Source organism: Methylobacterium sp. B4, assembly GCF_003201865.1.
Taxonomy (GTDB): Bacteria; Pseudomonadota; Alphaproteobacteria; order Rhizobiales; family Beijerinckiaceae; genus Methylobacterium.
On the sequence record NZ_QJJJ01000004.1, the window covers coordinates 224,698 to 245,538 of the forward strand.

The window sequence follows — 20,841 nt, forward strand, 5'->3', positions numbered from 1 at the left end:
CGGCGCCCCGGACCCCGGGACGGCCGGAAGCCAGGACGGGAGCCGCCGATGCGCGAGATCTGGAACGGGATCGATGTCGCCTGGGACTCGGCGGAGATCGCGCCCGGCCTGCGCCTGCCTGACGGCGCCGCCGCCGCAGCCTGAGGCCGGCCGTGTTTCCCCTTCGATCCCGCTCACCGAGGAAAGACCGACCCCACCGATGGACACAGCCTTACCCACCCGCGACATCGCCCTGGTGCTCGGCGGCGGCAACGCGCTCGGCGCCTACCATGCGGGGGCCTTCGAGATCCTCCAGGACCGCGGCATCCGGCCCGGCTGGGTGGTCGGCGCCTCGATGGGCGCCATCATGGGCGCCATCATTGCCGGCAACGCGCCGGAGGACCGGGTGCCACGGCTGCGCGCCTTCTGGGAGGAGGCGACGCAGCAGACCGGCCTAACCGGAACCGATCTCCTGAAGCCGCGCCAGTACTACAACGCCATGCACGCCCTGCTGGCGCTCGCCTGGGGACGGCCCAGCATCTTCCGGCACCGGCTGCCGGGGCTGTGGTCGGCCCTGCCCTGGGTGCCCAACGACGTCGCCCTGTTCGATCACGCGCCCCTGCTCGGGACGATCGGCCGGCTCGTCGATTTCGAGCGGCTGAACCGGGGCGAGACGCGCCTCACGGTCGCCTGCGTGGACGTGGCGACGGGCGAGGAGGTCTATTTCGACAACCACCGCGGCACGATCCGGCCCGAGCACATCCTGGCGAGTGCCGCGATCCTTCCCGCCTTCCCGCCGGTCGAGGTGGACGGCCGGCTGCTCTGCGATATCGGCTACACCAACAACCTGCCCCTCGACCCGCTGTTCGAGACCGAGCCCCCGCGCGACCTGCTCTGCATCGCCCTCGACCTGTTCAGCCTGCAGGCCGACCCGCCCGGCTCCCTGGACGCGGTGCTGGAGCGGGCCAACGACCTCATCTTCGCCAGCGCGGCCCGGCGCGCGATCACCGGGCTCGCCCGCACCTACGCCCTGCGGGAGCGGCTCGACCCCGCGGGCCCGGGCGTCACGCTCCTGCACCTCGTCCACCAGGCCGGCGCCGACCAGCTCGCGGCCAAGAGCTTCGACTTCTCGCCCTCCTCCATCCGCGACCGCTGGCAGGCCGGCAGCCGCGACATGGTCCGGGGGCTGGACCGGCTGGCGGGCCGGCCGACGGAGCGGGCGCCCGAAGGCCGGCGCTTCGTCTACGAGGGCCCCTACCCCGTCGGTGCCTGAGCCCGGCGGGAGCGTCCGCGTCAGGTCGGTGCCGGCGCCGTCCGGGACCGGGCCGGGCGCGACTGCCGCCACCCCGCCACCAAGAGGTAGATCAGGGAGGCGGTGTGCCCGGCGATCACCGCCGCCGCCGCGCCGCTGACGCCTCCGTTGCGCATCAGCGGGATCACGACGGCGAGCGAGACGAGCATGCTCACGAAGAGGGATTCGAAGATCACCCGGGTGTTCCGCTTGGCCCGGAAGTAGTTGGAGGCGAGGTCGCGCACCATCACCACCACGACGCCCACCGCGAGCACCCGCAGGCAGTTGGCGTAGGCCGCGTATTCCGGCCCGAAGATCAGCCCCAGCCACAATTCGCCGGGACCGGCGAGCACCACCAGGATCGTCACGACGGGAATGCCGAGCTTCACCCCGGTCCGCAGCATGTAGTGGCGCAACGCCGTCTCGCCGCCCTCCGCGTAGGCGCGCGAGGCGGCGACGGGCAGGACGTTCTCGGTGGCCGCGAGCAGCAGCAGCACGAGCCCGACGAGATATTGCGCCGCCCGCAGGCCGCCGAGCGCTTCGAGGCCCAGCACCGAGCCCGCCACGAGCCAGATCAGCTGCTCCTGCACGAAGGTGACGAATACGATCGGCAGGAGCCAGCGCCCGAGCGGGATGTGGCGCCGGGTGACCGCGCCGAGCCGCAGGCTGCGGGGCCGCCTCAGGATCGGCCGGCCGACCGCGACGACGAAGGGCAGGCTGGTGACGAACGAGGTCGCGGCGAGCAGCCAGACGTAGCCGTTGCCGCCGATCACGTCGTGCTCCAGCCAGATCAGCACGGCGACGAGGGGAAAACTCGCCGCCCGGGCAAAATCCATGAACAGGGCCTGCACGCCCTTGCCCGCGGCGAAGAGCAGGCGGCGCAAGGTGAACTGGAGGTTCTGCGCCAGCATCAGGGCGCAGGCGGCCAGGAGGGTCTCAGGCCCCATCCCGCCGATCAGGAGCGCCGCCATCACGAAGGCCGCGCCCGGCGCCGAGAGCAGGAAGGCGCCGGCCAGGATGGTGGCGCCGTAGGCCTTCGAGACGCCGCTGCGCGCGCCCACCAGCGTCATCATCGGGGCGGTGATGAGCGCGTTGTGCAGCGACTGGGCGAAGGTGAGCACGATGATGATCATCGCGAAATGCCCGAACTCGACGATGCCGAGCAGGCGGGCGGCCACGATGCCGCTGACGAAGCCGAAGCCGCTGACCACCCCCTGGTCGGCGAGGGAGACCAGCGCCGCCGGCGGCCGGCGGACGAGCTGGAGCAAGCGTCCAGGCAGAAGCGAGGCGGAGGACAGGACGGTCATCGGGGCATCCTGATTCAGCGCGAGGCCAGGAAGGCTGTCGCGGCGTCTCGCATCAGACGTGTTCGGCTGAACAGCCAGAGCGGGTCGGCCGGGACGACGTCGCGGCTGACGCCCCGCTTGAATTCGTAGACGCCGGGATTGCCGCCCGGATCGATGCCGCCGAGGTCGAGGATGCGGCACCCCTCCGCCTTGGCCCGCTCGATCAGGCGCCAGAGGGCGAGGCGGCCGGCCCCGGTGGCCCGGGCGCGCCCGTTCGAGGCGACGTAGAAATCCGTCCAGCGCTCGGCCGTCCGGTGGATGATCCGCACGAGGATGGGCACGCCCTTCTCCCGCATCTCCAGGAAGAGCAGGTTCGGGTCGGAGGCGGCCAGATCGCGGAAGGCCTCAGGCTCGAGGCTGTTGCCGAAGCCGTTGCGCCGCTTCAGCTCGCCGTAGAAGCGGCTGAAGGTGTCGAAGGCGGCCAGCCGCGCGGCCGGCTCGGAGAGGAAGGCGGCCTCAAGATCCGGATTGCGCTCGGCGTCGCGCAGCACGTCGCGCCAGCGCCCCTCCATGCTCGCCCGGATCTGCGCGGCCTCGCGGGTGAGGTCGAGTTCCAGCGTATGCGTGCGCACGGTGACGACCGGGGCGAAGCCGTGGCCGAGCAGGGCCAGCACCGCGGGCTTGGTCTGGAACTGCTGGTAGTTCACGCCGAGCAGATCGAAGCGGCCGAGATCGAGATGCCTGAGGAGGGCGCCGAACACCGCCTCCGCCCGCCCGGCCCCGAGCTGCGTCAGGACCGGGCAGCCCTGCGCCAGGACGAAGTGCCCGAGGCCGCGGCGGCGGCGCTGGTACTGCGCATAGGCGAGCGCCTGCCCGTCGCGGGCACGGATGGCGACGCGCCTCACGTCCCAGCCGACGCGGCTCTTGTAGTCGCCCCAACGCCGCGAAGCGTAGATGTTGGCTCCCGTCTGCCGCCAGACCGACGCGTCCCAATCGGGATCGTCCGTGAGGTCGGCGACCGTGAGATGAACCACCCTGAACACCCTCGTCCCTGCCGGCTGTCCCGGCGCGGGACAGTCGTTGCCCCGCCCCTCCTTCGACCGCAAGGGGTAGGCCAGGGTATGGCCGGAGCCCGAAATCGTCGTCCAAGCTTACACGAAAGGGGAGCACGTCCGAGGAGCCTAGATAATCCAGATTTCATCGCCGCTCGTGATCGGATACACGTAGAGCGGTCGGTGAGGTGATGATGTACCATTGGGTCAAGACGGCATTGCGCGATACGCCCCCGCTGCGCAAGCTTGCGTTGCGGAGCGCTGCCTTGCTCAGGTCCGTCGCCAACGCCGAGCCCGGTCTCTACACCTTGTGCTACCACCAAGTGGCGCGGAACGAGCAAGATCAGCTCGCCGCTCAACTGCGCCATCTCGGCCGTTACGGCGATTTCATCGACGCGGACACCGCCACCGACCGTCTCGCCGCGGGCTGGCCGGCGGGCGAGCGCGCCTTCCTCGTCACCTTCGACGACGGCTACACCGACACCTTCGAGGTCGCGCGGCCGGTGCTCAAGGCCCTGGGCGTGCCGGGCATCGTCTTCCTGATCAGCGACTGGATCGACGCGCCGCCGAACTATCCACCGGGCCTCGAAGGCCAGGTTCCGCCGCAGGAGCGGCTCTACATGACCCGCGCCGAGATCGCGGCCTGGTGCGCCGACGGCCTCAATGTCGGCTCCCACACCGCCACGCATCCGCGGCTGAGCCGCCTCCCCCGCGAGCGGGTCGCGGACGAGCTCGCCCGCTCGCGGCGCGACCTCTCCGCGCTCACCGGCCGGGAGATCCGCCACTTCGCCTGCCCCTGGGGTGCGGCCGGTCCGGATTTCCAGCCCGACCGGGATCCCGCGCTCGCCCTGGAGGCCGGCTACCGGACCTTCTTCACCACCCGGCGCGACCACGCCCGGGGCCCGGCGGACTTTCCCCTTCTGCCCCGCCACGTGCTCGAGCCGTCCTGGCCGATCACGGATCTCGACGCCCTGATCGGCCGCGCCCGCCTCGGGCGGGGGACGCGGCGCAACGGCTTGGATACGCATCCCTGATATCCGCTCCGATACCAGATCCCCATCGACGATGATGACGCATCGTCGATGGCCCCGCGACTGCGGGGCGGCGGTCCCTCGCCGGACGCGCGGGACAGGAGCATGGCTTCTGTCCCGTGCAGCTTGGTACGAGAGCGCCGGCCTCGCCCGCGCATGGCGGGAGGCGGCAGGCGATGCAGGGTGGCGAGACGCACTCGGGACAGGATTCCGACGATAGCGGAAGGCGTCCGGTCGTCGTCGTGACGGGCGCGCTGGCGCCCTATACCCACGTCCTCTACGAGCGCCTCGGCGCGCGATTGGCCGAGGGCTTCGGCCGGCGCCTGCACGTCCTCTCCTGCACGCCCCGCGAGAGCGCCCGGCAATGGGTGCTGGCCCCGCCGCTCCGCTACCGGCACGCGGTGCTGCCGGGCCTGCGCTGGCACCGTTCCTCGATCCGCAATCTCTACCTCAATCCGGCGGTCGTGCCGCGCCTCGCCGCGCTCGCTCCGGCCGCGCTCGTCCTCAACGACTTCTCGCCGACCATGCTGATGGCGGCGGGCGCCGCGCGGCTGCGGCGCATCCCCACCCTGATCCGCACCGACGGGATCGTCGAGACCGATCCGGGGCGGGGCTCGGTGCCCCACCGCCTCCTGCGCCGGGCGATCGTGGGTGGTGCGGCGGCCGGCCTCGGGCCGAGCGAGGGCAGCCGCGACCTGCTCCTGCGCTACGGGCTCGCGCCCGAGCGCTTCTTCCCGAGCCCCCTCTTCCCGGCCTGGACGCCGCCCGCCCCGCCCCCGCCGGATTCCGAGAGGCCTTACGACCTGCTGTTCTGCGGCATGCTGAACGAGGAGGTGAAGGGCGCCCGCTTCTTCACCGAGGTGGTGCTCGGCTGCCTCGCCCGCGGACGGCGCCTCTCCGTGCGGGTCGCCGGCGACGGGCCGCTGCGGGGCGAGATGGAGGCGCGCTTGGCGCAAGCCGGCCTCGCCGCCCGCTTCGACGGCTTCCTGGGACAGGACGCCCTGGCCGAGACCTATGCCTCGGCCCGGCTGTTCCTGTTCCCGAGTCGCGGCGATGTCTGGGGCATCGTGGTGCAGGAGGCGCTCCAGAGCGGGACGCCGGTGCTCGCCTCGCCCCATTCGGGCGTCGCCACCGGCCTGCTGGTTCCCCACGGCTGCGGCGCGGTGCGGCCGATGGACGTGGCGGCCTGGGTCGAGGCGACCCTGGCACTGCTCGACGACGCCGGGCAGCGCCGCGATCTGCGCGCGGCCGCCGAGCGGGTGATGCCGCGCTTTACGCCGGAGGCGGCGGTCGAGGGCTATATCGACGCGCTGCGCCCGTTCCTCGAGAGCCGAAGCTGACGCTCGCCGCACGCTGAGGAGCGTGAGTCCCGTATCGTTCAGATTTGATTGATGGAAGCGTGGTACGAGTTCGGCAGAGGCCCGTTCGCATGAGCAGGGTCGCGTGAACCGGGGGGACGGTGCTTTGGGGAGCGCGCAGCGCGAAGAGGATCTTGCGCGGCTGATCGAGACTGTGGCCGGCGGCGAGCGGGCCGCGCTCCGCGCCCTCTACGAGGCGACCGCCCCGAAACTTTTCGGGATCATCCTTCGTATCCTGCCGGATCGAAATGCGGCGGAAGACACGCTGCAGGAGGTGTTCGTGCGGATCTGGCAGCGGGCCGGCAGCTACGATCCGCGGGCCGGCGCGCCGCTCCCGTGGCTGATCGCCGTGGCGCGGCACCGGGCGATCGACCGCCTGCGCCAGGACAGAGCCTCACGCCTGACGCAGACCGAGGACGGCTGGCTGGAGCGCCTGGCCGACACGAAGGACGGCGAGGCGGATCTCGCCCGGCGCGACGCCCTCGACCATTGTCTGGACCGGATCGACCCGCCCCAACGCCACTGCCTCGTTCTCGCCTATTGCGAGGGCTGGTCGCGCGAGGATCTCGCCGCGCGCTACGATCGCCCCGTCAACACGATCAAGACCTGGCTGCGCCGGGGGCTGCTCAGCCTGCGCACCTGCCTGGAGGCGCCATGAGCGAGTCCGGCACGCCGCCCTTCTGGCACGAGGATCCCGACGGAGCCGCGGGCGAGTACGTTCTCGGCACCCTGCCGCCGGACGAGCGCGCGGCCTTCGCCCGCGCCCTGGAGCGGGAGGCCGACCTGCGCCGGGCCGTGGCGGCCTGGGAGGCGCGGCTCGTGCCGCTCGCCGCGGCCATGCCGGCCGTGACCCCGCGGCCCGACCTCTGGGCCGGGATCGATGCCAAGATCGATGCCAAGATCGACACCACGAGCGATTCCAGGCCGGTCGCGGAGGCGGTGCCGGCATCCGCCGGAGCGGACGACGGCGGCGACCAGATCATCCGGCTCGAACGGCGCATCGGCCGCTGGCGGATGGCCACGGGCGCGGCGACGGCGCTGGCGGCCGGGCTCGCCCTTTGGATCGCCGTCGCCCGTCCGCCTTCGCTCGACGCGCCGCCGCAATACCTGGCGGTCGTGGATCGCGGCGGCGCCCTGCCCGCACTCATCGTCCGCGTCGACCTGAAGGCCGGCGTCGTGCAGGTGCGCAGCCTCGCGGCGGAGACCCCGCCCGATCGAAGCCTCGAACTCTGGTACATCAACGCCGGATCGGCTCCGCAATCCCTCGGCCTCGTCTCCGCCGAGACGGCGAGCCTGCCGATCCCGGCGGACCTGCGCCCGGGGACCGTGAGCACGACCTTCGCGGTCACGGTCGAGCCGCCGGGGGGGGCCCCCGAGGGCAAGCCGACCGGACCGGCGATCTATTCGGGCCGCCTGATCCGGGACTGAGCCCGGAGCTGAGACGGCCTCCGGGAAAACGGACGCCTCCTTCCGCGGGGCGGAAGGAGGCGCGGGAAGGCTTGTCCGCTCGTGGGGCGGCCTCGCCGGCCGCCCCGCCGCGCCTTACGGCAACAGCACGCCGTTGACGACGTGGATCACGCCGTTGGACTGCATCACGTTGGCGACCGTCACCTTGGCCGTGTTGCCCTTGGTGTCCGTCACCATGACGGCCTTGCCCTTGGTCGTGACCGTGAGCGGCTCGCCCTGGACGGTCTTCAACGTGGCCTCGCCGCCGCCCTGGCGCACCGCCGCCATGAGCTGCTTGGCCGTGTAGACGCCCGGAACCACGTGATAGGTCAGGATGCCGGTGAGCTGGGCCTTGTTCTGCGGCTGCACCAGGGTCTCGACGGTGCCCGGCGGCAGCTTGCGGAAGGCGGCGTCGGTCGGCGCGAACACCGTGAAGGGGCCGGGACCGGACAGGGTGTCCACGAGGCCGGCCGCCTTCACGGCGGCGACCAGCGTGGTGTGATCCTTCGAGTTGACCGCGTTCTCGACGATGGTCTTGCTCGCATACATCGGCGCGCCGCCCACCATCGGGTTCTTGGCGAGCGCGGGCCCCGCGGCGGCGGCGAGACCGAGGCCGACGGCGAAACGAACAAGCGTCTTGGAGAGAGGCGTCTTGGACATGTTGGCTCCCTTGCGAAGCGCCCCACCGGGGGGCGTCGCGAACCTCTACGGAGGCTGGGCGCCGGGAAGTTTCAGTCGCGACGAGCGAATCTGCAAAAAAAGCGGCCCTCGCGAGCGGGGCTTGGCCGAACGCTCTCCACGCGCGGACGGGCTGCCTTCAGCGCGGGGCGGGCGTGAAGGGCGACTCCGGCAGCCCGTCGCGGCGCAGTGTGGCGGGGTCGAGCCCCAGCGGGACGCCTCGGTCGGCGGCGAAGCGGGCGAGCGCGCCGAGGTCGCCGGGTTCGGGCGCCGGGCCTTCGAGGCGGGTGTTGAACAGCAGGATCTGCCGGCCCGGATCGGCCTTCTCGTAGAGTTCGAGGGTCTCGCCGTCGATCACGAGGTTGTCCAGGATCTGGTTGTTGCGCGCGACCCCCGGTTCGTCGGAGAGCGCCTCGGCGAGCCGGGGATAGCGCATCCGCCAGGGCTCCGAATCGAGCGGGACGGCGGCGAAGGCGGCACGGAACTCCGAATCCGCCTCGGTGAGGGACGGCTTCATCCAGGTCAGGCCGCGGGAATCGAGGAGGATGGCCGGGCTCGACGAGACGAAGACGTTGCGGGTGACGCTGTTGTCGTTGCCGCCGCCGATGAAGACCGGGCGCTGCACGCCGACGAACAGGTTGCGCCGGATGGTGAAGCCGCTCGCCATGTCGTCGAGATAGACCCCCTTCACCTCCATGCCCGGCGCCGGGCGGATGTCGTGGATGTAGTTGTCCTCGATCACCGAGCCCCGGGCGGTGAAGTCGCGCCCGGCATAGATCGCGCCGGTATCGCTCAGTCCGTAGATGAGGCGCGCGACCTCGTTGCGGCGGAAGACGTGGTCGTTGCCGCGCAGATACACCGCGTAGCCGATCGCGTCGGTGAACAGGTTGCCGCTGACCTCCGCGCCGACGCCGTCGAGATCGACCGCCGCGTTCTGGGTGCGGGTCAGCCGGGCGAAGCGGGTGAAGCGGCAATCGCGCACGAAGAGGTCGCCGCGCCGGAGCGTGGCGCGGTCGCCGCCGACGAGGCGGATCCCCGCCGCGCCGATATCGTGGATCGTGCTGGCCGAGACACCGCCCCCGGTCACGCCCTCGAACACGGCGGCGCGCCCGGCCGCCCAGGCCAGTTCGCTGCTCCGGATCTCGACATCCGCCCCGCCGCGCACGACGATCAGGTCGCCGCGGGCGCGCTCGAACCGCAGCCGCTCGATGCGCAGGTTCCGCGCGTCTTCGGCGAGGATCAGCGTCTCGGCGAGCCCGGCCTCCAACTCGGGCGCGTCGGCCGCGGGCCAAGCCAGCAGCAGCCCGCTGTCCCGGTCGCGCCACCACTCGCCCGGTTCGTCCAATTCGCCGAGCAGGTGGACCAGCCGGACCCGGGCGCCCGGCAGGATGCCCTCGTAGGGCATCGTCGCCAGCTCGAACCGGCGGCCGCGCGCCTCGACGCCCGCGAGCGGAATCGTCTCCTCGAGCCAGTCCCAGCGCCAGAAGCCCTCCGCCCACAGCTCCGTCTCGACCTTGGGGTCCGGCAGGCGGGAGGGCCCGTCCTTGAGCGTGAAGAGCGGACGAGCGCCCGGCTCGGCCTTGCCCGTCGCGGCGTAGCCGGAATTCGGCCACTGCGCCGGCCGCAGGGCGCCGCGGCGATCGAAGATCTCGGTGATCCGGGGGGCCGCGTCGCGCAGGCGGCGCGGCTCGCGGAAAGCGGGTTCCCGGCGCAGGCTCTCGGGCAGGCGGTAGGCGCGCACCGCCGCGCGGGCCGCCTCGGGCAGGCGCGCCTGCAGCGGCGCGGGCAGCGGCACCTGCGGGAGCGGCACGCTGCCGACGAGGCGGCTCGTCCCGTCCGGCGCCCCGCGCAGGGTCAGCGCCGCACCGGCACCCGCATGTTCGGGACCGATCCGCACGGCGGCCGCGACCCGGTGGGTGCCGGGCTCCAGTTCCACCACGACGGGCCGGGTCTCGCCCTGCCGCCGGAGGGCCGCGACGCGGGCCAGCGCCTGCGGCAGGTCCGCGAAGCGATCCTTGCCGCCCGCATTCGCCCCGGTGGGGGCGACCCGCAGCAGCACGGGTGGTTCCGCACGCACATCCGGGGTCGCGACGAGGGCGAGCAGGCCGACGAGGATCGCGGCCCCGGCCCGCGCGCGGTGGAACCTCACGCTTCGGCCTTGGCGTCGGTCATGACGAGGTGGACCCGCGACTCGCGCCCGATGGCGTCGAGCGCGCGCTTCACCTGCGCGAGGCTGCTGCGGGTCGCGCTCGCCGTCAGCAGCAGCGCGGGGAAGCGGTGGTCCTGCGCGAGGCGCTCGGCGGCGATGTCGGCGCCGATGACGCCGATATCGACGAAGACCGTGTCGAAGGCGGTGGCGGCCGTCACGATCGCGCCCGCATAGGCTGCGGTGCCGAGGCGCAGGGCCGCGCCGTCGAAGGGAAGCACCTTGTAGCCGCCCGCCCCTTCCACCAGCGCGTCGGCAAAGCCGCTCTGGCTTCGCAGCACGTCGGCGACGCCGCGCTTGGCCTTCGCCCGCAGATCGCCCGAGAGAAGGGCTTCGGGATCGGCATCGACGAGGAGCACCCGCTGGCCGTCCAGGGTGGCCGAGGCGGCGAGGCTGCGCGCCAGCTCCGCCTTGCCGGCCCGGTCGTCGGCCGAGGTGATGAGCACGATGGTCGGCCGCGTGGAGCCGAAATCGCGCTGGAGGCGGCTGCCGAGGCGGGCCACGGCCACGTCGTAGGCGGTGTCGTGCGCGGCCTCGCTCCCGGCGCGCAGCGCGCCGCCGACGGCCGCAGCCGCCTTGCCCCTGGCCCGCTCGGGCAGGGCGGCGATCACCGGCAAACCCGCGGCCTGCTGGAGCCGCCGGGCCGAGCCGATCCGGCCGGCGGCCGGCACCGCGAGCAGAGCGAGCATCACGCCGAGGCCGAGCCCGGCCGCGAGGGCGGCGCCGAAGATTACCGGAATCGGCGGTCCGAGGCGGCGCGCCGGCAGCGAGGCGGGCGAGATGATGCGCGAGGACGAGGTGTCGAGGCGCTGCTGCTCCTGAAGCTCGCGGGCGCGCACCAGGAAGGATTCGTAGACGGCGCGGCTCGCCTCGACCTGACGCTCCAGCTCGCGCAGACGCACGAAGCTCTTGTCGACGGAGAGCGCTTCCTTCTTGCGACTCTCCAGGGTGGCGGCGAGCGAGGCCTCGTTGGCCTGCGCCGACTTGTAGTCGTTGCGGGCGGCGGCCGCGATCCGCCGGATCTCGGCCTCGATCTGGCTGCGCAGGCTCTGGACCTGAAGCTCGCTGGTGCGCAGGGTCGGATGGCGGGGACCGAGATTGGCCACCGTGTCGGCCCGGGCGGATTCCACTTGCGCGAGCTGCGAGCGGAGCTGCGCGATCGTCGCCGACTGCACCACCTCGGTCACCGAGTTGAGATCGACCCGGCCGTTCGCCAGCGCCTCGATCTGGGCGAGGCGTCCGCGCAGTTCGCCGGCCCGGGCCCGCGCGGCGCCGAGCTGCTGGTTGAGCTGGGTCAGCGCCTGCTCGCTGACGAGCTGGCCGCGGGTGCCGACGAGGTTGTTGGCGGCGCGGAACTGCTGCGCCTTGTCCTCCGCCTGACGCAGGTTGTCCTGCAACTCGCCCAGCCGGCCCGAGAGGGCCGCGCCGGCCTTCCGGGTGATCTGCGCCTGAGCCTCGGAGACGGTGGCGAGGTAGGTCTCGGCGATGGCCTGGGAGAGGTCGGCGGCCTTCTGGCGGCTCTCGCTGGTGACGGAGAGTTCGACCACGAAGCTGCGCTCCAGGCGGCGGGCGCCGGCGCGGTCGCGCAGCATGCGCAGGGCCGTCAGCTTGTCGTCCGACGCGCCGCCGCCGGAAGCGCCGAGCAGGGAGGAGAGACGGCCCTTCAGGGTGTCGAGGAAGGAGCCGGGCTGCACGAATTCGGGATCGTGGTCGAGGCCGAACCGGTCCACGACCTTTCGCAGGACATCATCGGAGATCAGCACGCGGATCTGGCTGTCGACGAGCAGCAGGCTGGCGTCGCTCGCCTGATCGGAGGGCGTCACGCCGTCCTTGACGACCTGGATGCCGCGCGGGTCGATCAGGATCTGCGTCACGGCGGCGTAGCGCGGAGGCACGAGGACGAGCCAGGCCGCGGCCGCCGCCACGAGCAGGATGGCCGGGGCGAGCACGAGCGGCCAGCGCGGGCGCAGGACCCGCAGCACTTCCCGCGGATCAAGGAACCACGGCTCGGGCGTCACGTCGGACTTGCTCGGTCCGGTGCCGACGAAGATCCTCGAAGGCATCCGTTCGACCATCGACATCGCAGGTCTCTCGACAAAGGGTTACGGCGGGCGCTGCCGGTCCGCCGCGATCGATCCGAGAGGGATGTGCCGTCCCGGAACGGCGCGTCCGGAGCGTGATCCTTCCCGTTTCGGGACATCGGCGGCGGGCCGAATGGTGGTTCGGGCCACACGCTTCAAGACGCGCGCCAAGCCGGGGACGGGCGCGCGCGCAACGCGGCCTCGACCGGCAGCGCAGCACCCGCGCCCGCCCGTTCACGGCCCGGCGCCTCCGCTCGCAGCGCGCCGATGCGGGCATAGGCCAGCATCGCCACGAAGGACAGGACGTGGAGGTTCCAGTCCTGGAAGATGCCCGGCGTCGTCATCCCGTTGAGGATGATGAAGAACACGCAGGTCGCGACGAAGCGGCGCCCGGCCTTGTCGAGCTTGAGCCCCCATTGCACGGCGCTCGCCAGCACGAGCGCGCCGAAGCCGAGCCCGATCAGGCCCGTGCCCGCCCAGGCGCTCAGCAGCATGTTGTGCGAGCTCTGGATGGCCATGCCGTCCTTGCCCAGGGTGTCGGTGTAGAAGGCCGGCGGCACGAGGAGCTGGATGAACCGGTCCGCCGCGGAGAAGCCCGAGCCGACCATGTGGTCTTTGGTTCCCTCGATGAAGATCGGCCAGAAGGTGCCCCGCCCGGTGGCGCCGGCCAATTCCTCCGCCGGCTTCTGCAGGACGAGCGAGAGAAGATCGAGCAGGGCCGGGAAGGCGGACAGGCCCAGCATCAGCACAACGAACAGCGCGTAGACGAGGGCGAAGGCGACGTAGCCGAGGATGCGCACCCGGCGGTTTCGGCTCGCCACCATCAGGGCGGGCGCCGCCGCGACGAGCGAGCCGGTGCTGGAGGCCGAGCCCGCGATGACGAAGCCGACGAGGGCGAGGAGCAGATGCGCGCGCCGATGCCGGATGCGATCGTCGAAGATCACGAGGAAGGCGTAGGTGGCGCAGAGATGGGGCACGATGTTGTGCTTGGCCGCCGAGAACACGATCCCGCTCGCGAAATTCCCCAGCATGATCGGCGCGACCGCCACGAGCCAGGCGATCGTGAACAGCGCGAACAGCCCGGCCAGCCGCCGCTCGATGTCCTCCCGGTCGAAGATCAGGATCACCGCGAGGTAGAAGATCGTCAGCTCGACCGAGCGGTAGGCCGTGTACATCGGCACGATCGACCAAGCGGTGCTGGCGATGTTCACGCCGATCATCAGCGTGAACGGCAGGTAGGGCATCGAGAACGGCACCAGCAGGATGCGCCGGTCCACCGCGATCCGCAGGGCGAGATAGAGTCCCATCAGCCCCGTCATGACGAGGGTGACGATGTTGGAGGCGCTCAGCCCCTCCTCCAGCACGGCGTTGCCGTCCTCGCGCGGCACGTTGAAGACGAGCGGCATCAGCGCGAAGGCCGCGACCAGGACGATGGGGACGGTGATGGGCGCGTTCAGCGGCCCCGTCTCCGTCGCGAGGTTGTGGCGCGCCAGCGGGTAGAGCAGCACGAACCAGATCACGACGGCCGCGGCCACGAGGAGGCTGAGCATTCCGGCGGGTTCCTTGAGGTGATCCCTCAGCCTTCGTTGAACGGGAAAGGAGCCGATCTGGAACCGCGCCGATCCCGCGCGGTCCAACACTCCGTGAAATCTTGGTTTATGGCGCCTTTCAGGCTCCGGAGCCGCGCTGCACCGGATTTTCCGCCGGCACGGCCCGAGCTGTTGTTATGCCGCACCCTCCCGCGGGCGGGCGGCTCTTCGTCCGGCGACCGGGATCAGGTGCCGAACAGCACGACCTCGGTATAGGCGAGGTCCCCGGTCGGCGGCGGGTTGGGGCCGCGGGCGTATTTCGGAGCGCGACCCTCGAAATAGTGTCCGGCGAGGCCCGGCAGCCGGCCCACCGCGTCGAGCACGAACCATGGCATGGCGTGGCGCGTCAGCAGATGCCGGCCGATCGCGCCGAGGAAGGCGGGCAGGTCGAGGTCGGTCGAGCGGTAGACGAGCTGGAGGCAGGGCAGGCGCGGCCAGCGTTCCGAGCCCGCCCGGAGCTTCAGCCCGCGGCGCTGGAAGACCAGCGCGCCGGCCTTCCTGCCGTCCGAGCAGACGAGCCCGATGCAGCCGTAGGCGACGTGGTCGGCCACCAGCCGCGCCTCCGGCTCGGGCAGCAGGCGCAGGCCCTCGGCATCGGCCGTGCGCACCCGGCGGCCCCAACCGGGGGAGCCCAGCATCGGCAGCACGAGCATCTGGCCCGAGCAGACCGGCTTGAAGCCCCGCGCCCGATGCATCTTCCAGGTCTGCGGGGCGGGCGAGACGTTGGTGTAGGTCACCCGCCGGTCGCGCATGGCGAAGCCGTCGAGCAGGGTGCCAAGCGCACGAAATTCCGGCAGCACGTACCAGCTCGACAGGTTGCAGCGCAGATGCGTGCCGGCCTCGTCCGTCACGACGCGGTAGAGGGCGAGCAGCACGCCGACGATGACCCCGTCCCGATCCAGCACGTAGCCGTAGCGCGGCACGTCGTCGGGGAGCGGTTGGGTGCGGTGGCGCTCCAGGCCCGTCCGCCAATAGGCCTCCGAGCGGTCCGGGAAGCCGATCCGCAGGAGCCGCACCACGGTGCCGAGGTCGTCCTCCTCGATCACCCGGCAGCGGACCTTCGGCCGGGCCGCTCCGGTCTCCACGACCGCGACGGGCGGACCGTCCTCCACGCCAGCCTGCAACCCGTTCATCGAAGCCCCCTTCGGCCTGCCCCGCCTTCTGCCGCCGGCGACGAGCATCGCGGCGGCGGGCGGACCCTGTGCCGTCCCCATTCGGGACGCGGTCGTGAGAAGTGCGAGAACGGTGCCGGGCGGCGCGTGCCGGATCGGCACTCGCCAGATCGGCGCTTGCCCCTCGCTCGAAGGCCCTCTCCGGCCTTCCGCCGACGGTCTCAGGCGGTGCTGCCGGCGTCGATGGTCAGCACCGTGCCGGTGACGTTGCGGGCCTTGTCCGACATCAGGTAGGCGACGGCGTCGGCGACATCCTGCGGCTCGGCCAGACGCTTGAGCGCGCTGCGGTTGGCCACGCGTCCCCGCTCGGCCGCGTCCATGTCTTCCGTCAGCGCCGTCTCGATGAAGCCCGGCGCGACCGCGTTGACCGTGACGCCGAGCCGTCCGACCTCGCGGGCGAGCGACTTGGTGAAGCCGATCATGGAGGCCTTGGTGGCGGCGTAGACGGAGAGCGCGTTGTAGCCGGTGAAGGCGATGATCGAGCTGACGTTGACGATCCGGCCGGCGCCGGCCGTCATCATGCCGCGGGCGAGGTACTTGGTCAGCACCATCGGCGCGAGCGTGTTGAGGTGGACGAGTTCGGCGATCTTGCTCGCGGGCATGGTCGTGAGCAGGCCGGGTGTGCCGAGCGCGGCGTTGTTGACGAGGCCGTAGACCGGCCCGTGCTCCGCCCGGATCCGCTGGCAGAGCGGCTGGAGCCCGTCGATCGCGCCGAGATCGGCGGCCACGAAGGCGATCCGGCCGGGGCCGGCGGCCTCCTGCGCGGCCTCCAGCGCCTCGCTCGGGCGGCGGGCCAGGGCGACGACGCGAAACCCCTCGGCGGCCAGCGTCGCGGCCATGGCGAGGCCGAGTCCGCGGCTCGCGCCGCTGACGACGACGAGGCGACCGGTCTTGAGTGCGTCGCTCATGCGCCCCTCCGCACCAGCTTGCCGCCGGAGGTGATCGGCAGCGCGTCCACGAACTTTACGCTGGCCGGCACCTTGTGGGCGGCCAGGCGCGGGCGGCAATGGGCGAGAATCGCGCGCTTGAGTTCCGCGCGGTCGATCTCCGCGTCGGCGCGCAGCACGATCTCCGCCTCGACCACCGCGCCGAGGATCGGGTTGGCCCGGGCGCGCACCCGGGACATCGACACGCCCGGGAAGACGTTGATGACGGTCTCGACCTCTTCCGGCTGCACCTTGGCGCCGCCGACATTGATCACGCCGCTGCGCCGGCCGAGGAAGTGGTAGCGCTCGCCCCGGCGCTCCACGAGGTCGCCGGTGTCGATGAAGCCGTCCCCGGCGATCAGCGCCTCGGGCGCGGCGCCGAGATAGCGCCGTCCGGTGCGGCCCGAGCGCACGAACAGGCTGTCGTCGCGGACCGCGATCTCGATGCCGGCGCGCGTCCCGATCAGGGACGACGGAAAGCCCTCTCGCCCGTCCTCGACGGTGAAGCCGACGCCGCCCTCGGTCGAGGCGTAGGCGTGGGCGATGCGCGCGTCGGGGAAGGCGGCGCGCAGGGCGTCGAGCACGGTCTGGTCGGCGATCTCGCCCGACAGCCGCACGTAGCGCGGGGCGAGACGGTCCAGGGCCGCGCTCATCAGGGCGAGCCGCCAGTGCGAGGGCGTGCCGAGGATGTGGCTGACGCCCGCCTCGCCGACGCGGATCAGATAGTCGCGCAGGGGCTCGCCGGCCTCGGACAGCACGAGCGAGGACGGCCCGAGCATCGCCCGCAGGAAGACCTGCAGCCCGCCGTAGCGGCGGATGTCGTAGAAGGTGCTCCAGACCGTGCCGGGCTCGGGCGCGGCGGCGGTGTTGATGCCGCCGGCCAGGCCTTCGAGGGTGTGGGCGACGAGCTTGGGCGCGCCGGTGGTGCCGGACGTGGCCAGCGCCCACTCGGTCTCGCGGGCCGAGTCCGGCGCCGCGCGGCAGGCATCCTCCACGTCGATGCGAGGCAGCCCCGGCAGCGCGTCGGGGGCCAGCCCCTCGGCGTCGCAGACGCAGATCTCGGCCTCCGCATCCTGAGCGATCCGGGCCACGTGCTCCGGCGCCAGCTTCGGGGGAACGAGGGCGAGGCGGGCGGCCAGACCGTCCAGCGCGATCATGGCGCGGGCCGCCGCCATCTGCCCGCCGACCGCGAGCAGCACCCGGCGGCCGGCCAGCGCCTCCGCTACCGCGGCGTCGCGCCCGCCGGCGACGATCCCGGCGAGATCCCTTTGGGTGCGGTGGTCGGACAGGAACAGCCCGTCGAGGCCGCCCGCCGCCAGAAGCCTCTCGCGCAGGATCATCGGATTCAGGCCGCCTGCCGGATCGCGGCGCGGTCGTAGAGGGCGACGAGGTCGCCCACCGTCACCGGCAGGTCCGAGGCATCCATCTCGCCGAAGGGGTCGGCGCCGGTCAGATCCTCCATCCGTGCCACGAGGAGCGCGAAGCAGAGTGAGTCGAACTCGGTGTCGAGCATCACGAGGTCGTCGGTGATCGGCGGCATCCGCTTCTCCTGCTCGGCGGCGATGGCGGCGATCTCGGCGAAGACGGTGGTGCGCAAGGACATGGCTCTCTCCTCTGAAACGGGTGATGGGGAAGCGGCACCCAGCAGCGCGGCGAAGTCGCGCGCGATGCCGGACAGGATCGGACGGGAGCGCGGCACGAGGCGCCCGAGGCCGTAGAAGAAGTGGATCATGCCCGGATGGCAGGTGTGGGCGGCCTCGCCTCCGGCGCGGGTCAGTCGCTCGGCATAGGCCCCGCCTTCGTCGCGGACGGGGTCGTACTCGGCGGTGTGGATCTGCGCCGGCGGCAGGCCGGCGAGGTCGGCTTCCCGCAGGGGCGAGAGGCGGGCCGACGGCGCGGCGGCCTCCGGCCCGCAGGCGGCGAGGTCGCCCCGGATGGTCGCCTCGTCGAGGAAATAGCCGCGGGCGAAGTCGCGGCGCGAGGCGCTCGTCCCCTGCACGTCGAGCACGGGGCAGATCAGCAGCTGCGCCGCGATTCCGCCGCCGCGCCGCTCCTGGCAGACCCGAGCGGCGAGCCCGGCACCCGCGGAATCGCCGCCGATGCCGAGCCGGTCCGGATCGATGCCGAGGTCCTTCGCGTTCGCGGCAACCCACGCCGTCGCCGCGAGGGCGTCGTCCAGGGCCGCCGGAAAGGGATGCTCCGGAGCGAGCCGGTAATCGAGCGCGACGACCCGCAGCGATCCCGCCTCGGCCAGCACCCGGCAGATCCCGTCATGGCTGTCGAGGTCGCCGGTCACCAGCCCGCCGCCGTGCAGGTAGAGCAGGCCGGGGCCGTCCTGCATTCCTTCCGGCGCGTAGAGCCGCGCGGAGAGTGCCCCGGCCGGACCCGGCAGGCTGAGTTCGCGGGTCGCGACGCCTTCCCCGCTGAGGCCCGCGAGGCGGGTGAGCCCGCGCAGGCCCTCGCGGCGGGCCGCCAGGGTGATGCCGCCCGAGGCCCCGAGCGCCATCATGTCGAGGAAGCGGCTGACATGCGGATCGAGGGGCATCGGCGGCGCCCGCTCAGAGCTTCAGGGCGGAGCGGACGGAGGCCGGCCAGTCCGCGACGCGCGCGCCGTGGGTGGCGAACAGCGCCACGGCGAGCCGGTCCATGCCGAAGGCGACGCAGCCGGTATGGGCGGGCTCGCCGTCGGCCAGCGTCAGGCCCCAGGTCGTGCCGAAATGCTCGCGGTGATAATTGAAGCTCATGCAGGCGGTGCCGGCGGCGGCTCCGCGCAGCGGGATCAGCAGCTCGAACTTCAATGCCTGTTCGAGCTGGCTGAAGGCCATGATCTGGCCGAGCCGGCCGAAGAACGGGTCGCTCGCGGTCTCGACCGTGTAGGGCAGGCCGAGTTCGTCGGCCATGGCGGTGGCGGTCGCGATCCAGCTCTCGCGGAAGGCGACGATCTGCTCCGGCGTGCCGATGCGGACGTATTCGCGCATGCGGAACGATTGCAGCCGGTCGAGATGGCGCGAGGGCTCCCGGCGGAAGCAGTCGCAGGCCACGTCGAAGCGGTAGCCGGTCGCCGGCACCGTCCCCCGCGCGGCGGCGATCGGGTAGACCGGGTAGCAGGCGGCCGGCGTCAGCACGAGGTCGGCGGTCTGCAGGCCCGTGGTCCAGTCGCCGCCCTCCAGATGCCGGTCGGCCGAGGCGCGGATCTCCGCCTCGCTGCCCTCCAGGCAGGAGACGCAGCCGAGCAGGTTGGGGAAGCTCTTGAGGTAGCCGTGCCGCTCCAGATGCGCCCGGCTCATCACGGGGGGAAAGCGGAACACCTCCGTGCCGTCCTCCCGGCGGGCCGAGACGAAGGCGGCCAGCGCCTCGACCACCGACTCGTAGGCGCCCGTGCGGGCGTAGACGCCCTGCGCGTTCATCGGCTTGAACATCACGTCGAACAGGGCGTCGAGCGGGTCGGTCGCGGGCGGGGAGGCCGGCGCATTCATCACGGGCATGTTCATGGTGGGCAGTCTCTCGGGCAGGCGATGCGGGGAGCGGGCGCCCTCAGGCGCCGAGCGAGGCGGCGACGGGCGACATCAGCGTCGCGGTGGCGAGATTGGCCACGATCCGGTCGTTGTGGATCATGATCGGCGCGGAGAGGATGTCGCGCAGCGCCCGGCCGATGCTGAAGGGGCCGTCCTGGCGGTAGCCGGCCAGCCCGTTGGCGCGCAGCGCGCTCGACACGACCGCCACCGCGAGATCCGAGACTTCGACCTTGAGCATCGTGATCGCGGTCTGGAAATCGAGCGCGGCGAGCGCGGACGGATCGCCCTCGGCGGCCTCGAACCGGTCGAGCCCCTGCGTGATGAGGGCGCGGGCCTGCTTCAGGCTGGAGACGGCCCGGGTGTAGTGCAGCGCGCCGGGGGGCGCGACGCCGCCGGCTCCCCGCATCGCCGTGCGGGTGAAGGCCTGCGCCCGCTCGACGGCGGAGGCCGCGATGCCGGCCCAGGCGCTCGACCAGAGCAGGTGCGAAACCGGGGTCATGGTTTGGTTGTGGATGTCGCCGTAGCGGGCGGCGAGCACCTGTTCCGGGCGGCCGCGGGCCTTGAGGTGGAAGCCGCTGCTGCAGGTGCCGCGCATGCCCAGCGTCTCCCAGCCGCTCAGGCGCTCCAGGCTGTAATCCTCCCGCAGGAAGACGCAGAGCACCTGATCGGAGGACCCGGCCTCGGCCGAGCGGCGGGCGACGGTGACGATCCCGTCGGCCTGCGCGCCGTAGGAGATCACGGTGGCGGCGCGCTCCAGGGTGACTGCCCCGCCGTCCATCTCGATCGCGGCGGCGGAAGCGCGCACGTTGCCGCCGCCCTGGCCCTCGGTCGTGGAGGAGGCCATCAGGAGCTGCGCATCGGCGATGCGGCGCAGCAGCCCGTCGCGCCAGGGCTCGCCGGCCCCGTGGCGGACGAGGCAGGCGACCTTGGTCTGGTGCATGGCGAAGATCATCGCCGTGGAGGCGCAGGCCCGGCCCAGTTGGTAGGCGATCTCGGCGAGCGCCCGCACCGGGGCGCCCTCCCCGCCGAGCGAAATCGGCACGGCCGCACCGAGCAGGCGCTGCGAGCGCAGGGCGGCGATGGCCTCCTCGGGAAAGCGCCCGTCGCGGTCCACGGCGTCCGCGTAGGTGGCGGCGATGGCTGCGGCGGCGGTGGCGCGGGCGGTCAGGTCCGCCGCGTCCTCGACGCGTCCGTCCGGCACGGTCATGGGTTGGATCGTCATAGCTTGGCT

The 20,841-nt window shown here is 72.3% G+C and carries 16 protein-coding genes and 1 pseudogene; 5 read left to right on the forward strand and 12 right to left on the reverse strand.

Annotated features, from left to right (window positions below):
* Positions 1-199 precede the first annotated feature (199 nt).
* A complete protein-coding gene (locus tag BY998_RS08250; RefSeq protein WP_110351155.1) occupies positions 200-1,252 on the forward strand; it encodes a patatin-like phospholipase family protein in 1,053 nt (350 codons plus the stop codon).
* Between the two features lie 20 nt (positions 1,253-1,272).
* Here BY998_RS08250 and BY998_RS08255 read toward each other — a convergent pair whose 3' ends face one another.
* Both BY998_RS08255 and BY998_RS08260 read right to left on the reverse strand, forming a co-directional pair.
* Positions 1,273-2,577: a lipopolysaccharide biosynthesis protein gene (locus BY998_RS08255; RefSeq protein WP_110351156.1), complete on the reverse strand. Its 1,305-nt coding sequence runs from the start codon at positions 2,575-2,577 to the stop codon at positions 1,273-1,275.
* 14 nt (positions 2,578-2,591) lie between these two features.
* The gene (locus BY998_RS08260; protein ID WP_110351157.1) at positions 2,592-3,590 is read right to left on the reverse strand and encodes a GNAT family N-acetyltransferase; all 999 of its coding nucleotides are present in this window, start codon (positions 3,588-3,590) and stop codon (positions 2,592-2,594) included.
* Between the two features lie 284 nt (positions 3,591-3,874).
* Between BY998_RS08260 and BY998_RS08265 the strand changes: the two genes are divergently transcribed.
* The 4 genes from BY998_RS08265 to BY998_RS08280 all read left to right on the forward strand — a co-directional run bounded on the left by BY998_RS08265 (position 3,875) and on the right by BY998_RS08280 (position 7,425).
* Complete coding sequence (locus tag BY998_RS08265) at positions 3,875-4,642, forward strand: polysaccharide deacetylase family protein (RefSeq protein ID WP_245421525.1); 768 nt, start codon at positions 3,875-3,877, stop codon at positions 4,640-4,642.
* 173 nt (positions 4,643-4,815) lie between these two features.
* Entirely contained in the window at positions 4,816-5,979 is a 1,164-nt protein-coding gene (locus BY998_RS08270) for a glycosyltransferase family 4 protein (protein ID WP_110351158.1), read from the forward strand.
* A 103-nt stretch (positions 5,980-6,082) separates the two neighbouring features.
* Positions 6,083-6,655, forward strand: coding sequence for a sigma-70 family RNA polymerase sigma factor (locus BY998_RS08275; protein WP_245421526.1), 573 nt, complete (start codon positions 6,083-6,085; stop codon positions 6,653-6,655).
* Positions 6,652-7,425, forward strand: a complete 774-nt coding sequence (locus BY998_RS08280) for an anti-sigma factor (protein ID WP_110351160.1) — start codon at positions 6,652-6,654, stop codon at positions 7,423-7,425. Before BY998_RS08275 ends, BY998_RS08280 begins: the two co-directional genes overlap by 4 nt.
* 114 nt (positions 7,426-7,539) lie before the next feature.
* Here BY998_RS08280 and BY998_RS08285 read toward each other — a convergent pair whose 3' ends face one another.
* From BY998_RS08285 to BY998_RS08330, 10 genes and pseudogenes are all read right to left on the reverse strand, one after another.
* Positions 7,540-8,103 carry a fasciclin domain-containing protein gene (locus BY998_RS08285; protein ID WP_110351161.1) on the reverse strand — a complete coding sequence of 188 codons (564 nt, stop codon included), beginning with the start codon at positions 8,101-8,103 and terminating at the stop codon, positions 7,540-7,542.
* Between the two features lie 157 nt (positions 8,104-8,260).
* Positions 8,261-10,270, reverse strand: a complete 2,010-nt coding sequence (locus BY998_RS08290; RefSeq protein ID WP_110351162.1) for a right-handed parallel beta-helix repeat-containing protein — start codon at positions 10,268-10,270, stop codon at positions 8,261-8,263.
* On the reverse strand, positions 10,267-12,390 hold the full coding sequence (locus tag BY998_RS08295; RefSeq protein WP_245421527.1) for an exopolysaccharide transport family protein: 2,124 nt from the start codon (positions 12,388-12,390) through the stop codon (positions 10,267-10,269). Before BY998_RS08295 ends, BY998_RS08290 begins: the two co-directional genes overlap by 4 nt.
* Positions 12,391-12,563: 173 nt before the next feature.
* Positions 12,564-13,958, reverse strand: coding sequence for an O-antigen ligase family protein (locus tag BY998_RS08300; RefSeq protein ID WP_110351164.1), 1,395 nt, complete (start codon positions 13,956-13,958; stop codon positions 12,564-12,566).
* Positions 13,959-14,182: 224 nt separating this feature from the next.
* Entirely contained in the window at positions 14,183-15,130 is a 948-nt protein-coding gene (locus BY998_RS08305; RefSeq protein WP_110351165.1) for a hypothetical protein, read from the reverse strand.
* A gap of 200 nt (positions 15,131-15,330) precedes the next feature.
* Complete coding sequence (locus BY998_RS08310; protein ID WP_110351166.1) at positions 15,331-16,077, reverse strand: SDR family oxidoreductase; 747 nt, start codon at positions 16,075-16,077, stop codon at positions 15,331-15,333.
* Positions 16,074-17,435: a fatty acid--CoA ligase family protein gene (locus tag BY998_RS08315; protein ID WP_110351167.1), complete on the reverse strand. Its 1,362-nt coding sequence runs from the start codon at positions 17,433-17,435 to the stop codon at positions 16,074-16,076. The genes BY998_RS08310 and BY998_RS08315 overlap by 4 nt, the downstream gene beginning before the upstream one ends.
* 302 nt (positions 17,436-17,737) lie before the next feature.
* Positions 17,738-18,640, reverse strand: a pseudogene (locus tag BY998_RS08320) (alpha/beta hydrolase); the annotation flags it as partial.
* A 13-nt stretch (positions 18,641-18,653) separates the two neighbouring features.
* Positions 18,654-19,586, reverse strand: coding sequence for an amino acid--[acyl-carrier-protein] ligase (locus BY998_RS08325; RefSeq protein WP_110351168.1), 933 nt, complete (start codon positions 19,584-19,586; stop codon positions 18,654-18,656).
* A gap of 43 nt (positions 19,587-19,629) precedes the next feature.
* Positions 19,630-20,832: an acyl-CoA dehydrogenase family protein gene (locus BY998_RS08330; RefSeq protein ID WP_110351169.1), complete on the reverse strand. Its 1,203-nt coding sequence runs from the start codon at positions 20,830-20,832 to the stop codon at positions 19,630-19,632.
* Positions 20,833-20,841 lie beyond the last annotated feature (9 nt).